Consider the following 14750-nt stretch of genomic DNA (forward strand, 5'->3'; position numbering starts at 1 on the left):
TGATACTCCCCTATAAAAATGGCTATTTATCAACTGTTTGTTGTGACATAGCCTTGCATTAAAAAAACCAACCATTTTCCTTATTTAAAGGTTCAATAGTTGGCGATTTTTCTAAAGGTTCTTCAACCTTTTGTACCTTTTTTTCATCGGCTTTAACACCTTCTTTTTTCGAAGTGTCTACGCCAATGATTTCATCGCACAATCCTAAATCAAAGCACTCTTGAGCGGTTAAATAACTTTCATTGTCTAACAACTCGTTAAGCTTTTCTTCTGTAAGTTTATCTTTAGCTTTACTTAGGTATGCGATTCTTGATGAGTCCATAATCTTGTCCATTTGGTCGGCTAACTTTCTAAAATCATTAGCATTGCCACATCCATATGTCCAACAATTGTGAATCATCATTTGTGATGTTGGATACATCTTAACAGTATCACCACACATCGCAATTACACTCGCAATTGATGCAGCTAAACCATCAATGATTACATTTACAGTTTTGTCAGAGCCTTTCAAAACATTGTGAATTGTGATTCCTTCAAATACTAATCCACCATTTGAATTAATATGTAAATTAACTGTATCTACATCTTGATTTTCCTTTAAAAACTGAGTGATTGATTCGGCACTGATGCCTGATGTCTTTCCAGTCCACCAGTCTGTAGACTCACCAATTTCATCGTACAATTCAAGGTCTGCTTCATTTGGCTTAGCTTCATTAACTTGCATTCGCATTTGCATTACCTTCATCTTCGGCATTTGTTTTTCCTCCTTTCTCACTCAATGACTGATCAGTTGAGTCGATACCACTATAATTCTTAGTGATGTAATGCTCGTTCGCCCATTCTTCATCAATTTCTTCTTCGCCTAAAATACGCAAGATGTTATTGATTGAATAAACACCACTACTAATTAATTTATCGACTGAGTTAGCCATATCTAAAGCATCAATATGTTTGATTGCTTGAGTGTTGATTTTCATGTAAGTACCACGTAAGTACTCATCTTCTGTGTAATGCTTTCCGTTGATTTCGTCTTGAATCAATTTAACAATTGAATCTAAACAGAACGTTAAGAAATCATCCACTGCTTTCGATGTATCTGCTACATCTCCATTACAAATGTTCACTGGAATTAAAAAAGCCTTACAAGTGAGTTCTAACGTATCATCTAATAAGGCCTTAATATCTCGAGTAGTTACTATATTTTTCTTTTCTGTTCCAAACTCATCAAAAGTTAATCCTTCGTATTCAGGCAACAATGCGTTATCTGCTTTCATGAAAGTTTTAACTTGATTGTTTAACAAATCATTAATCTTATCTTCCAAATCTTTATTGGCTTGCATACGTCCTATGTGAGCTTTCATCTTAAATCCATTCGCACGTTTATATGAACTCAATGCGGTTTGAATCAAAGAAGTTTGCAATGCTAAAGTGCCATCTAAATATTCCTTTATCTTCTCATTGCCTAACTTAAAATGCATAACTCTTGACTGTTTGTAATCACTATTCAACGTGATATCACCGATATGAATATCTTTAAACACGTGCTCACCAAATACGATTTTATCATCAACAGTAAACGAATCTGCAATAAACAATTTATCCGCTCTTTGTACAACTAATACTTCATCATCATAATAAAGTTTATGGATAAATTCATTCCAAAACTCTGTACTCGATTGATTGTAATTCGGTTTAACATTCAATAAATAATAAAAGCTATTCTTCTTTTCTTTTTTCTTTTCGTATGTTCTGAACTCACATTTTGAGATCGCTTTTGCAATTCGTTGTACACAAATTTCAAAGGCCAATTGACGAGCGGTCAAAGATGCTAACTGTTCTTGTTCTGTCGTAATTGTTGCAGATTTAATCCACATATCTTTTTCATCTGCGAAATCTTTACCGAATCCAAATATTTTTTTCAAAAATCCCATGTTTTCACTCCTTCCTTTTATTTAAAAAGTAAGTACTCCAATATCAAAAGGAATACTACCGATTGCTTGAGGCAACATATCTTCAATTGTCATACTTGCAACCAATGCCATGAAAGGATCTGTCTTTCTTGCTTTTGGCTCGATTTTTCCAATCAAATAGTTACCCATATCCAATTCACCATCAACTGCCATCATTGACTTCTTAGCAGGAACTAATTTTGAATTGTTAGTAGCCCACCTTAAGCAAGGTTGTTCACCCCAAACAAAGAAATGATTCAAAAAGCATCTAACAATGATAGGCACAACTTTCATGATATCCGAATTTCTAACAAGCTTAATATTCTTGTTTTCATAGCTAAAACCAAGCTTATTCAACTCATCTTTCAATATCTCAAATCTGTAACTATCCATCGCAACACCTTCAATGACATAATCATTCATCATTTGACTAAGATATTCAGATACCAACTTAGGTGATATCTCAGGTTCATCAACTAATGTGACATAACATTCATTTGCCCATTCTTTATAAGGGCATTTCAATCTCCACAATTCTGTTGATTGCATACATACCCAAGCGTGATTGATATCATAGCGAATTTCATCTTGTTTAAAATGTAGATTCACTGCCATCCAGTCATTCGTTTTTGAAAAGTCGATACCACAAACACATGACCAACTTTTTAGATCAATCAACTCTTTGTTAGTAGCTTTGATATCATCCCAACTCGCAACTGGCATTGATTCCTTCGTCTGTCTGATATTCATTCGCTTAGTCATAAACGCTGCTAAAGTTTGTGGAGCTTTCAACCACTTGTTATATTCCTTACGCATCTCAACTAATAATGATGGTTTATATCTCAATGATGGATTAGCTTTGCGCCAGTTCAATTCATCATGCACTTCATCCTTGTTATTCAATCTACAAATAAAATAAAAGTGGCCATTATCGTTATGACCATTTTTCAAAACATCTTTTGCATCGTCTAGCATATTGTCTAAAGGCCCATCAGGGACATCGCCATTCGTTGTGAAATATCCAGTTCGTGGATGAGGCTTCTTTCCTAAACCAGTAGTGAACACGTTGATATTGTCATAGTTTTCGTAAGTATGAATCTCATTTAAAAACACTGCACCACTTCTCAAACCATCTTTACCTTTGGCATTGTTGGTGTGGCCTTTGATGTAACCTTTATTCTTGATACCTCTGATTTTTTCACGTGTCCATTTAAAGAACTTTTTAAATTTCTTCGGTTCTTTCTCTAAAGCATCGTGAATATCAAGCACTGGTCTCAAAGCCTGGTCCTCATTAAAAGCACAAATATCAACATCGTAATTCTCGATTGGATTATATGGACTAATCAAACATAAACTCATCCAAGATATCAATCCGTCTTTTCCTGCACCTCGGCCCATAAAAAAAAGGCCGTCATCCCATCTCGGAAGTCCGTCCTCTTCTTTAAATGTACACAAGTAACATCCTATGCAGTATCTTTCCCATTCGTATCCACGGCCAAAGCCTAAATACTTACCTAATCCAATGTAATGCTCATAAAGTTCTAAATCGACAATCAACCTTTCATTCTGAAAGGCCCTCTCAACCATCGACCGCAACTGCCATTGCTCAATACAAAACTCATCTTCATTCGCATCCATTAAATCAAAATACTCTTTACAGAATATTGGTAATGAACTCATAGCTCATCATCTTCATCTTCTTCGTGTAAAGCACCGCCTAACGAAACGATTACCTTAATAAGTGCTTGAGTTGTGTTGTTGGCTTGTTGGCAAGTTTTATTGTACGTAGTCACCGCAGGACTCACATACATATTTTCTCTTCCCTTAACATATTCCTTCGTACAAACAACACCATCTTCTTCAATTTTCTTTTCCAAGCTTGTCAGAATATCAATCTGTGTTTCCAGCCTTTTCAAAGTACTCGCAAACAAGAAATTATCAACATATCCTTGTCGCTCCGCATCTTTTTTAAAATTATCCAAACTTTTCTTTAGATCAATAGACTTGTTCTCTTTTTTCATTCCTTAATCACCACCTTGATTTCCAATTTTTTACATGAATTAGAAGAATTTCTCGACAGGATTCGCTCGACCCCGCTCTGAGGGGACTCAAATTTTAAACCAAATTTTTTACCCGGGGGGGTATTATGAAAAAAATAATTTTTATTCATAAAACGGTTGAAACTGAATGTTCAATCAATGAATCACCATCGTTCTTCTGTGATTAAATCCTTTTCCTTTTCGCTTTTTGATTTGAATTTTATATTCTTTTCTGGATGAACTTTGTTGTGACAATCGTTACATAAACTAATCAATTGACGTTCGTTGTTGTTGTAGATTGATAAAGCTAAGCTTGGATTGTCACGCAAATGAATGATGTGATGAACTGTTTGAGCTTTAGTTATAATTCCATGTTGCTTACATAGTTGACATTCATTGTGGTCTAAGTGTAATACTTCCTCACGTTTATGTCTCCAAAGTGCAGAATCATAGAACTTTTTACAAGCTACATCCCAATCATTTAAATCCTTGTGTTGATATAAATATTCAATCCATTCTGAGTCTGCCATATGTATTCCTCTCAATCATGCACCTATGATTCTAGGCACATGAGCGAAAGGAAAACTTAAAAGAGACTCATATGTGACAATAAAAGGGAGTATCTTTTTGATACCCCCTAAGTCGCATATTTTGTAAGAACTAAATTCTTACGTATCCATTATATCAAAGATTAAAGGGTACTTTAGTACGCTTTTTATTTTATATTTGTTTGATTTGTCGTTTAACTAATGATTTCATGTGTCTGTTTACGTTTGATATATGATATTGCATCTTCAATGATTCGTATGATTTGTTGTCAAAGTAATCAAGAATAAATTGTACTTCATCACTTTGTTTTAGTTGTTCAAGATAAGACATTGCTTTGCATAGACTGTATCGTGTTACTTGTAACTCTTGAATCAATTCATCTTCGTAATCGAACACTAAACCATTCGAATTTGATTGATACTTACTTCCTGGTGCTTTGTATCGTGCATCTTCATCAACTAACTTACCTTCCCAATCTTTAACTTTGATTGTTATTCTCTGCCAATTCAACGGACTTTTATATCCTCTATCATAATTCAATAAATCAGATACTTTACTTAATTTATTTTCAATCTCAGTGATACGTGCAATATACCAATCAATATTGCGTATCTGTCTGATTACATACGATGCATCTTCATTTGATAGCATTAAATCCAACCTTTCAAACGATATGCAGATTCTAATTCATGCACATCAAGTTTATGATCTAAAAGATATTGTACTTCCGTTGACATATTTCTTTTAATAATTTGGTCCATCAAAAATATATCTTTCTTTTCAATATTGTTTTGATAGCAAAGTCTGCCTAGCTCTTCAATTTGCTTCATTGATTGATGCGCATTTGAATATACACGAGCATCTGTTGTTAATGCCATTTAATCACTTCCTTTTCTTTTTATTTTCATTTACAACAACTGAACCACGATGCCATGACTCATCACCAGTGTGGTATCTTCTTTCGTTAGCTCTGTCTTGATGTTTCTTATATTCTCTTAAACCACAATTCTCACGTTCAAGTTTGACGATGTATTCAATGATTTTATTTGCACTATCAATCAATTCAAAGAAATCCTTAGAATCTGTCCATTTTCTAAATATATGTGACTTTAATTGAATACATCCATTTTTAATTGATTCATCATGAATATCATATTCAGTCGCACTCATCTGATTTAACTCCTGGTGTTGATAGCTTATGAATTTCAATTCCATCATCTTTAAATGATTTGCAAGTATTCCACAAAGCCATTAACATTTTTTCTAACTTATCTTGTGCTTTATCATCAACATCAATAAACCCGTCTAATTCAATATGAAATTTCTGATTATTTGTAGGAACGCATTTCGCATTTTGTAAAATTGTATAAAGAATACTTTCTTTTGCCACTGTATATCCATTTGATAAGTGTTGATGTAATTCTTTTTTGTATCCCACTCTAAATTTCCATAAAACTTTTAATTCAAGTTTCATCTTAACTAAATCATTACTCATCATTCTACATCCTCCAAGTAATCAAATTCTTTTAGCAATTCATTCTTTGTTCTTTCAAATTCTAATTCAATTTGCTTTTGTACATCAATCTTAGTTTGTTTAAACCACTTCTTTTTAAATTCAGTAACTGTTCTACGATAAGTGTCCTCACTATAATCGCATGACTTCCACCGCTAGAAGTGATTGCATAATTGTTTTTTAATTTAATCATCTTCTTTTCCTTCTTTCTCTTTCACTAATTCTTCATATTTGTCGGCTATAAATCCATCCATATCTTGTTTTGTGAACCCTAGATTTAATAAGTCATCTTTATAATTCATTGCGTAATTCCATGAATCTATATTCAAATAATGTTCTAGTGGATAATTCTCAATATCTAACCATTTACAATTACGTTCTAGAATGTGTTTCTTATACTGATCTATTTTTTCGGCCAAATCATTTATTTTTTTTTTGGCTTGTGCAACATCTTCACTGTGTGATTCTTGTTCCTCTTTTAGCCTTCTTTTTAAATACTCGTTATTAAACTTTAACGTATCATATGTTTCTAGTGACATTTGAACAAACGCTTCCATTTAAAAATCATCCTCCTCATTTGAATCATCATTGTTAGCATTTTCAATCAAACCAATTGAAGTCGCTTTTTTAATTAATTCTTCATCATCTTTCTTATTGCGAACGCAAATGTTAAATTTACTGCTATAACCTATTGATATTGAATAAATTTCTCTATCTAATAAATCATCTGAAATACATCCTTTATTATTTTTTGGATTAATCAATACGATAAATTTAGGTGGTCCATATCTTCTTTTCTCATAAACGTTTACTGTAGAACATTCAATCAATGGAAGTAATTCTATTAGTTTCATACATCTACCTCATCATCCGCAGGCATTGGAATACATCTATTCTCAAACTTCTTATATGCATCCAAATACCATTCCTTTTTATCGCCGTTGTAAGTTAATTCATAATACATTCCATCATGCAAATCTGTACTCATCAAATATTTCCAATTTTGCAAAGTCTTGCACTTCCATACAATATAAGGTTGCTTGTCTGATTCCTTAATATCTTTATCTGATTTATCTAAATGTTCTTCTACGTATTCCTTTACAATTCTTCTTGCAATAACATCCATGTTCATATATCTTAAATCTCCTTTCCTAGTACCCCTTTGCTAATCTTTCTTTATTGATCTCATTCTTGCGAATATATTCGTTATAAATTTCTTCAATCGAATATCCTAAATGCAATCCTAATGCGATTACATAAGCTAATACGTTATCATCGCGTGTTAAACTGATTGCACAACTAAATGCATATGCCTGTCCAAAACCTAAATCCGTTTTTAGCTTGTTGTAATTCCATCTAATGTCCTCGTATTGATAACATCCTGTACCAAACTTGATTTCGTACATTAAAGCGAAATGAATGACATCTGCGTATTCTTCAAATACCTTGGCCTTGTCTGTTGGTTCTTGCGTAAATTTCCACCAGCACCAATCTGATTTCTGAGCGTGCATCAATTCGCCTAATTCATCAAACAATGCACTTTCTAGTTGAGTTTTAGAAACATAGTCAACATTATGTTTCTTAAATACTTCCGCATCATATGCTTTCTGTCTTTCAAGCATATCTTTAATTAATTCTGTACTTGTCATTTGGTTCTCCTTTTATAACACAACATTTTCAACTGCTTTTTGTTTTTGGTTCATTTTATGCTCCTTTCATTTTATTTGTGCATAATCACACTTTTTGAACTAGTGAAGGGAATGAAAGGTGAAACGTAGTTATAATCTCTATTTATATATATATTTATTTTTTATTTTTATTTAGAAATATAATATAACTAAGAAAATGCCTTCATACCCTTCACTATTTAAGTAACTTAAGTATTTTTGAGGTTAACAAACACATTCCCATAATTCCTATGAACCTTTTCAACTGGCTTATCTGCTCGTCTAAATTCCTGCTCAATTCGTTTGAAGAATCTCTCTTTTGTTAAAATGAACTTCTCCAAATATCCTTGGTCTAAATACCATCTTCTATAATCCAAGTAAATCTCATCAGGAGTCAATTCTTTTTCATCTTGGAAATCAAATTGTGATGCGAATACAAATAAGTGATTGCCTGCTCCAAGTAATTCCATGTCCATGTTTACATCACGTGGAATTGGAGTGTATTTATTACCATTGCGTACCAATCGAGCATATCCTTCAAGCGCATAGTTCAATATCGCACTTAGGCCTTCTCCTTCACACAAATGTTCAATGATTTGGTCATCTGCTGGAAATACCGAAATGTTATCGACCTTATCTTCATCAGGAGTAAACGAGTTGTACAATCTGTGTGTTGTTTTTGTGAATCGCCTTTGCCATCCATTTGTTTTATCTTTTGGATGGAAGCATTCGTTTGCATCAATAAAGATACTTGCTCTTGGATGAAAAGATACCGGTTCTTTATTTTTAACGTTTGTAGTAATCTTGTCATTCGTACATAAATTCTTCATGATATTTTCATTTTCTGAAGTATCAGGTTTTGGATCATGAAAGAAATTAACCCATTTTCCAATTAAACTTTGTAATCGGAACTCACGTGATAAGGCTTCAACTGGAATCGCACAACATAATGAATCCCCTAACATCTTTTCAATGATTTCATTTAGCTTAGATTTACCATTTGAACCATCACCAATCCACATGATTGCTTTACCTTCGATGTTTGTAGGATTGAATAAGCTACCTAAGTATTCCTTGAACCGATTCACCATGTTCTCTTCACCACTTGGATGATTTGCGAAAATCTGATGCAGGAATAATTTAATCTTTGAATCGTCTGCCTTAGGATTGTAGTCGTATTCCTGACAATAATCACAATAATCTTTGATGTTGTGGTTACGTTCAAATTTGTAAGGCTCATCTGGATTGTTTTTATCGAAATAAATCGTTCCATTTGCTACATTGAAACATTCCTTTTGATTAGGCATAGGCTCCTTCTCGTCCGTTGTCTGAACTTTGACCTTATCTATAATTGACTTCTCCTCATTATTGCGGACATCATACATACGCTCGAATGATTTACGAATTATAAATTCATTTACACTCTGCCAATGAGTACCATTAAATCTGTACATTCCATTTGCTACATCGTGCCAAAGATCATATTCATATTCTCGGATAAAGTCTGCAGCTATTTCATTTTGAGTTTTAGACCTATCAAGCATTTTGATAAGGTCCTTTTTATCACGAGAATTAAATGAAATACATTCATTGATATAATCAATTACATGATTCTTTGTTTTTCGATTTAAATAAGGTGCTAATGGATTGATATATGCGTATAAGGAATCATAATCATCGAATTGGCTTAGGTGTTCACTAACACCATCACGACTGTATTTTTCAAGTAGCTCATTTGGCTTTAGTCCTGCACAATATGCATCTGATATATCTTTGATTGGCTTTTTTCTGTATTCCGTTGGAATCGTTACGATTGTGAATTGTATGTTATGCTCGAAGCATGATTTAAACATTCTACGTGTAAATTGAGTACCACTTGAATCATTATCGAAACACAGAATCAACCTTTTGAAATCCTTAGCCACTTGCATTACAGTTTGGATGTGTTTATTAGACATACCAGTCGCATTACATAGCACTGATTCTCCATCTTGCCAAAGTGATGCAAAATCAAATACTCCTTCGGCTATCCATAAATCGTCGTTACCTCTGTCTAATGTATCGTATCCGTATAGCTCATTTTCACGATAAGAACTGAAGCCGATTGTAGGCTTTTTATATTTTGGATAATCCTTTGTGATTTTGCTTGAATCAAATGCACGAGCGCACCAATAAATTGGCTGGCCATCTTTCCACACTGGTATGATTATTCGGTCTGAATAAGGATCGTATCCACACTTGTAAGCATCAATAAATTCTTCTTCGATTTTTCTGCTTTTAAAATACGCAATATGTTCAGGCTTCAAATTCTTGTGATATTGTTCAACATTTAAGCGTAAACGCTCCATGTCGGTCTTGTAATTATCAATTTCTTCTTTTCTATATTCATCATCGCCAATGTTTAAACGATACAATAAATCACTGAAAGCTTTGGAATTGTCACCATTGTATTTTAGATAAGCATACATCGAGATGACATCTCCACCTTTTTTAGAACTGTGGCAATACCATGAATCTTGCCAAACTTGGCATGATGTTGGATTGGTACCGTCATGAGTAAATGATTTACATCTATATGAGTCATCACCAGGACATCTTTGCGTTTCAATATTGAATTCATTTAATAAATCAAAGCAGTTGATTTTGGATTTAATCAACTCGCTAGATTTCGCTCGCTTTTCCATGTTCAACTGCTCCTTTCTCTAATATTTCAACTATTTTATTTCCAGTTTGATTCTTAGCACAAAACTGAAATTCTACATCATATACCATTTCCATCGTGTTTAAGATTTTGATTAACTGCTCGCCAGTAGTAGCTTTAGGTGATACTTTCAATCTTGGATTGTGCCAATATCGAATATCATCAATACATTTAATTGCTGGTGAGTGCTCGATTAATACGATTACGTGTATTCCTAGTTCTTGTGCTCGCTCTAATTCTGCTTTGAATCGTTTATGATCGTGAGTAACATTTCCAATGATTTCTTGAAGATTTTGTTTTCTATCGACAACCAAATATGGATTGGATAAGAGTTGATAATCACCAACATAAAGCTTAGTGCGTACCAACTCATATCCTTTCTTTTTTATTTGTTCACTTAATGATTCAATAGCTTGAGGCTTTTCTCTTGTATCACAATAAATCGCATTCATTTAGAATGGTAAGTCATCATTGGAAATATTGACTGGTTGAGGTGCAGTCGGTTGAGTCTGAACTGTTGGTGCAGTATACTTGTCCAACTTCTTCAATTCAGGAACTTTGAAGTTTCCGCTTTTAATTGTTTCAACATTAACAACTTTTTGAACAATTAAACGTGTACGTAGTTCGCCTGCATGAGTACCACCAGTTGGTACATATTCTTCTTCTTGAAGGATTAAACCTACTTTCTTTCCTTTTAAAGTCGATTCATCCCAATTCCACACATAGCCGACATTTGATTCTTCAACAGCTTTGATAAAACCTTTAAACATTGATAAGGCCTTTTCTTTGTACGAGCGAATGAATACACCACCCCAAAAGTTCATAGCTTTATATAAGTTTCGGTAGTAATCCGCAAATTCGCCTTCCGCAACATCGAATGAGACTTTCAAATATTCCTTATCTGATTCGTCTTTAGCCTCCATCAGTGTACAGACGTACCCTCCTGGTTTAAGCGAATCAAAATCACCACTCGCTTTAATTTCTTCAAAGTTTTCAATTTTCTTCATTTACTAAATCCTCCTTATTTTGAAACCTTTTTATCTAATTTATCGAATCCGTAATAATCACGAATCGTTGAATCGACTAGCTTTAAATCGTTGTCGATTTCATCATCTTTAAACATTCCAATAGGGCTTTTGCACGTGTCTGAACCACTGTTATGAGTCGTGAATGTGTATTTGCCTTCCGTACATTTTGTACCTAATACGATAGTTGCTAAAGACTCAGGCGACATATACTGATCAACCATCTTCCCGACTGTTTTGGCTTTATATGTTCCATTTGTATTGTCGTATTCGTTGTGCATTAAGAAATACACGATCACATCATCAGGAGTGTATCCGCTGATATATTCCATAAGTGCTGACCAATGTCGAGCAATTTCAGTAAACTTGTCATACCCTTTTTCATTTGCTCGACTCATCAATTCGAAAGCCATTAAGAATTGAGCATCATCTACCACATACATCTTGCAGCGTTTATCATTTACAGATAACGTTTGAATGTATGATTTGATAGATTCATATCTTGTACTACTGTTTTGGTCTCTTAAATTGATACAAGTCAATTCAGACTTAAACGGCATTAATTTATTTGCCGTGTTGAAAACTAAGCATTCCTCTTTTTTTAAATTTCTAAGCGATGCAGATTTTCCTGTACCGCTCGGCCCTAAAATTAAACAAATCTGACCCATGATTTAATCCTCCTACTTCAAAGTTAAACTAGTATTCTCAACTAGTTCTGTGCCATCAACCTCATTACCATTTGCAATAGCTGCTTTAATAGCAACTTTATCAATCGACCATGTTTCTTTACATTTTTTAAATTCATCAGAGATTAAATTCTCATCCAAAATATTTACTGATTTTGATTTTCTTGTTGATAATTTATTTTTAACAGTTTCATATTTTTTGATTCCTTCGTAATCAAGCATCATTAGCAAATAGTCTTTTAATGATTTAATTTTCTTTTCGTTCTCTTTTTTACGTTTGTTCAAATTATCAATTTCTTTTTTAATTCCATCGTTCAATGAATCAAGATTTTTGATATATCCTGAAATGCCATCAATCTTTTCATCAAAAGCGATTTTTAAATCATCTAAATCATCAACTTCAAACAAGATTTCTCCTGTTTCTTCATCTTCATAAAAGCCTTTTTCAATAACATCTGAAATAGCTTTGTTAATTTCAAATAAATTCATATTAATCCTCCATTTTAGTTAATTTAACTGATGACATATCCATATCACCTAAGTGCTCATCAGTTACATCCATGTAATCCACATTCATATCCTTGATACGTTGAATTGCTTCTTTTTCTGAATCTGCTTCAACATATCCAGTCAAAGTTGCAATTGCTTTGACTTCAAAATTAAATGCCATATCTACATTCTCCTTTAGCCTTTTATTTCTCCTTCTTTATTAATCCAACCTCTTACGAAATAGCGCCCATAATCCTTTTCGATAAAACATCGTCCTTCTTTTCCAGGAATCTGAGCGAACTCATATACTTCAACATCAATTGATCTAAAGAAAGCTTCAACTTCTTTATAATCAAGTAGAACGTGTTTAATGAATTTGAAACCTTCATCAGTCTTAAAACTGATATTAACTATTGGTTTAAACCCACAATTGTATTGAACAGTTTCATATCCAAAAATATAAAATTCAGTAATCATAAGAACTCCTCACCACATGACGAACATTTTCGATAAACTTCAAAACCACAATCGTTATGATTTTTTTCGATTACATCTAAACTTCCACCACAGAACGGACAAGTGTTATTGTTTAAGCATTCCTGGTCTAACCAATCAACGTTGGCTTGAAGTACATTTACTTCTTCTTTGAATTGACCACTTTTTTTGAGCTTATCTGCGATTATTTGCAATTCATGAGCTACATCATGTAAGTCGCTATAATTAGTCATTTGAAGGTCCTCGCATTCTTCTTAAGATTTCTTCTTTTAAAACAGTTTCAAATGCATTTGTTGCATTATTTAACGCTTTAGATAAATCAAGTTCGCTCATCATCAATGCTCTTGCAGTTTTGCTTTTATCAAACATTCCTTCTGGTTCAACTCTTAATGCGTATTTTGTATGTACAACGTTAACTCTAAAAACTGTTAAATCTTCAGAATCATCATATTTCTGCTTTTCTGTCATGTATTTATCCTTTCCACTCGAACCCTACAACCTAGATACCATGCGATTTGATAATCTATTAAATAAGTTTATAAAGGAGTAATGAATCACAACAAAATAACAGTCGATGCACGTATTATTGCCAATGTTGACGTTTGGCTTTTGCATAGTATCCAGGTTGTAAGATTCGAGAATTTAATTTAAAATATAAGTAGTGATTTATTTCATCACTGTGTGACTTTTACTTGCAGGTTTGAGTCACTTTTTTTGTTGCTTTTCTTAAACGAATCAAGTTATCAATATAAGGTTGCAATTCTAAAGCTCTGATAACCTTTGCAGTTGGATAACCAAATTCATTCTTTTCAATGCCTAAGTTTTTGAAAACTTTAGCTACAGTTGAACTAGCACATCCAATTACACGAGCTGCATCAATTTGTGAGATGTAGGCTTGTTTTGTTAAAATTTGTAGCTTATGCTCAACATCTGCATCGTATTCATTACTTAACATTGGTTCTATTGCTCTCATATAGCACCACCTCCTTTTCTAAAATCTGATTGATTGAATTGTGGTACAGATGAATGCCGTACCGATAATGCATCCAATCGTCAATATAACAGATGCAAACAACATCCAATTGGCGAAACGTTGTTTTATTTTCAAACTTCTTTCACGTTTATCTAAATCTGCATATTTGTGCATCATCAACGTATATTCAGTTTGATGCGAATTATTAGCAAATTCTGCTACATCTAATTGTTGTTCCATAACAATTTCGGCTTGTTTCGTTCTTGATCTAGAACTAGAACTAGCTTTTTTTGTTGAATTTGTTGAAACTGGCATAGTTTAATTCATCCTTTCTTAATCAATAAATCTAAGTTGATTACCAATGCATCTGCTATTTTCTTTGCAGATTTATCTGAGATTGGTTTACCATTGTAAGCTTTGCTTATCGTCGTAAGTGATACACCTGAGCGACTTGATAAAACCATTTGAGTCCATGAACGTGACAAGCATTCATTGATTAACTTTTTCTCATCCAATATCATGTTTAGCTCCTTTCTTTTTTTCCTGATGTAGCACCATCAACCCTACCTCGTGCAAAAAAAGATATTTTAGGAGTTAAGAGATTTATCCAATGTCATTAAGTTAAGCTAACGGGATAGTGACAGTGATAAATTCTTATTAA

25 protein-coding genes are annotated in these 14750 nt (G+C 33.3%); all 25 read right to left on the bottom strand.

What is annotated here, in order from left to right; genetic code table 11:
* Positions 1-58 precede the first annotated feature (58 nt).
* The 25 genes from LJE08_RS10400 to LJE08_RS10520 all read right to left on the bottom strand — a co-directional run bounded on the left by LJE08_RS10400 (position 59) and on the right by LJE08_RS10520 (position 14574).
* Positions 59-757, bottom strand: a complete 699-nt coding sequence (locus tag LJE08_RS10400) for a head maturation protease, ClpP-related (protein ID WP_227403153.1) — start codon at positions 755-757, stop codon at positions 59-61.
* On the bottom strand, positions 717-1934 hold the full coding sequence (locus LJE08_RS10405; RefSeq protein WP_227403154.1) for a phage portal protein: 1218 nt from the start codon (positions 1932-1934) through the stop codon (positions 717-719). Before LJE08_RS10405 ends, LJE08_RS10400 begins: the two co-directional genes overlap by 41 nt.
* A 21-nt stretch (positions 1935-1955) precedes the next feature.
* Positions 1956-3632: a terminase TerL endonuclease subunit gene (locus tag LJE08_RS10410; RefSeq protein WP_227403155.1), complete on the bottom strand. Its 1677-nt coding sequence runs from the start codon at positions 3630-3632 to the stop codon at positions 1956-1958.
* On the bottom strand, positions 3629-3973 hold the full coding sequence (locus LJE08_RS10415; RefSeq protein WP_227403156.1) for a hypothetical protein: 345 nt from the start codon (positions 3971-3973) through the stop codon (positions 3629-3631). Before LJE08_RS10415 ends, LJE08_RS10410 begins: the two co-directional genes overlap by 4 nt.
* 182 nt (positions 3974-4155) lie before the next feature.
* Complete coding sequence (locus tag LJE08_RS10420) at positions 4156-4521, bottom strand: HNH endonuclease (RefSeq protein WP_227403157.1); 366 nt, start codon at positions 4519-4521, stop codon at positions 4156-4158.
* Positions 4522-4711: 190 nt separating this feature from the next.
* Positions 4712-5191, bottom strand: coding sequence for a hypothetical protein (locus LJE08_RS10425; protein ID WP_227403158.1), 480 nt, complete (start codon positions 5189-5191; stop codon positions 4712-4714).
* Positions 5191-5418, bottom strand: a complete 228-nt coding sequence (locus tag LJE08_RS10430) for a hypothetical protein (RefSeq protein WP_227403159.1) — start codon at positions 5416-5418, stop codon at positions 5191-5193. The genes LJE08_RS10425 and LJE08_RS10430 overlap by 1 nt, the downstream gene beginning before the upstream one ends.
* 4 nt (positions 5419-5422) lie before the next feature.
* On the bottom strand, positions 5423-5710 hold the full coding sequence (locus LJE08_RS10435) for a hypothetical protein (protein WP_227403160.1): 288 nt from the start codon (positions 5708-5710) through the stop codon (positions 5423-5425).
* Positions 5697-6038 (bottom strand): hypothetical protein, encoded by a 342-nt coding sequence (locus LJE08_RS10440; RefSeq protein ID WP_227403161.1) that lies wholly within the window; start codon positions 6036-6038, stop codon positions 5697-5699. The genes LJE08_RS10435 and LJE08_RS10440 overlap by 14 nt, the downstream gene beginning before the upstream one ends.
* A gap of 200 nt (positions 6039-6238) precedes the next feature.
* Positions 6239-6610: a hypothetical protein gene (locus tag LJE08_RS10445; protein WP_227403162.1), complete on the bottom strand. Its 372-nt coding sequence runs from the start codon at positions 6608-6610 to the stop codon at positions 6239-6241.
* A complete protein-coding gene (locus tag LJE08_RS10450) occupies positions 6611-6907 on the bottom strand; it encodes a hypothetical protein (protein ID WP_227403163.1) in 297 nt (98 codons plus the stop codon).
* On the bottom strand, positions 6904-7185 hold the full coding sequence (locus tag LJE08_RS10455; protein WP_227403164.1) for a DUF6275 family protein: 282 nt from the start codon (positions 7183-7185) through the stop codon (positions 6904-6906). Before LJE08_RS10455 ends, LJE08_RS10450 begins: the two co-directional genes overlap by 4 nt.
* Positions 7186-7204: 19 nt before the next feature.
* Positions 7205-7702, bottom strand: coding sequence for a dUTP diphosphatase (locus LJE08_RS10460; protein ID WP_227403165.1), 498 nt, complete (start codon positions 7700-7702; stop codon positions 7205-7207).
* A 227-nt stretch (positions 7703-7929) separates the two neighbouring features.
* A complete protein-coding gene (locus LJE08_RS10465; protein WP_227403166.1) occupies positions 7930-10404 on the bottom strand; it encodes a DUF5906 domain-containing protein in 2475 nt (824 codons plus the stop codon).
* A complete protein-coding gene (locus LJE08_RS10470) occupies positions 10382-10873 on the bottom strand; it encodes an ERCC4 domain-containing protein (RefSeq protein WP_227403167.1) in 492 nt (163 codons plus the stop codon). Before LJE08_RS10470 ends, LJE08_RS10465 begins: the two co-directional genes overlap by 23 nt.
* Positions 10874-11428: a hypothetical protein gene (locus LJE08_RS10475; protein ID WP_227403168.1), complete on the bottom strand. Its 555-nt coding sequence runs from the start codon at positions 11426-11428 to the stop codon at positions 10874-10876. It abuts the gene before it with no gap.
* 14 nt (positions 11429-11442) lie between these two features.
* Entirely contained in the window at positions 11443-12114 is a 672-nt protein-coding gene (locus LJE08_RS10480) for an AAA family ATPase (protein WP_227403169.1), read from the bottom strand.
* Positions 12115-12126: 12 nt separating this feature from the next.
* A complete protein-coding gene (locus LJE08_RS10485; protein WP_227403170.1) occupies positions 12127-12621 on the bottom strand; it encodes a siphovirus Gp157 family protein in 495 nt (164 codons plus the stop codon).
* 1 nt (position 12622) lies between these two features.
* The gene (locus LJE08_RS10490; RefSeq protein WP_227403171.1) at positions 12623-12802 is read right to left on the bottom strand and encodes a hypothetical protein; all 180 of its coding nucleotides are present in this window, start codon (positions 12800-12802) and stop codon (positions 12623-12625) included.
* Between the two features lie 14 nt (positions 12803-12816).
* The gene (locus LJE08_RS10495; protein WP_227403172.1) at positions 12817-13098 is read right to left on the bottom strand and encodes a hypothetical protein; all 282 of its coding nucleotides are present in this window, start codon (positions 13096-13098) and stop codon (positions 12817-12819) included.
* Positions 13095-13349 (bottom strand): hypothetical protein, encoded by a 255-nt coding sequence (locus LJE08_RS10500; RefSeq protein ID WP_227403173.1) that lies wholly within the window; start codon positions 13347-13349, stop codon positions 13095-13097. Before LJE08_RS10500 ends, LJE08_RS10495 begins: the two co-directional genes overlap by 4 nt.
* Positions 13342-13584: a hypothetical protein gene (locus tag LJE08_RS10505; protein ID WP_227403174.1), complete on the bottom strand. Its 243-nt coding sequence runs from the start codon at positions 13582-13584 to the stop codon at positions 13342-13344. Before LJE08_RS10505 ends, LJE08_RS10500 begins: the two co-directional genes overlap by 8 nt.
* A 220-nt stretch (positions 13585-13804) precedes the next feature.
* Positions 13805-14089, bottom strand: a complete 285-nt coding sequence (locus LJE08_RS10510) for a hypothetical protein (RefSeq protein WP_227403175.1) — start codon at positions 14087-14089, stop codon at positions 13805-13807.
* An 18-nt stretch (positions 14090-14107) separates the two neighbouring features.
* The gene (locus LJE08_RS10515; protein WP_227403176.1) at positions 14108-14404 is read right to left on the bottom strand and encodes a hypothetical protein; all 297 of its coding nucleotides are present in this window, start codon (positions 14402-14404) and stop codon (positions 14108-14110) included.
* Between the two features lie 8 nt (positions 14405-14412).
* The gene (locus LJE08_RS10520) at positions 14413-14574 is read right to left on the bottom strand and encodes a helix-turn-helix transcriptional regulator (RefSeq protein WP_227403177.1); all 162 of its coding nucleotides are present in this window, start codon (positions 14572-14574) and stop codon (positions 14413-14415) included.
* Positions 14575-14750 lie beyond the last annotated feature (176 nt).

Source organism: Holdemanella sp. DFI.5.55, from assembly GCF_020593575.1.
In the GTDB taxonomy this organism is placed as follows: domain Bacteria; phylum Bacillota_I; class Bacilli_A; order Erysipelotrichales; family Erysipelotrichaceae; genus Holdemanella; species Holdemanella hominis.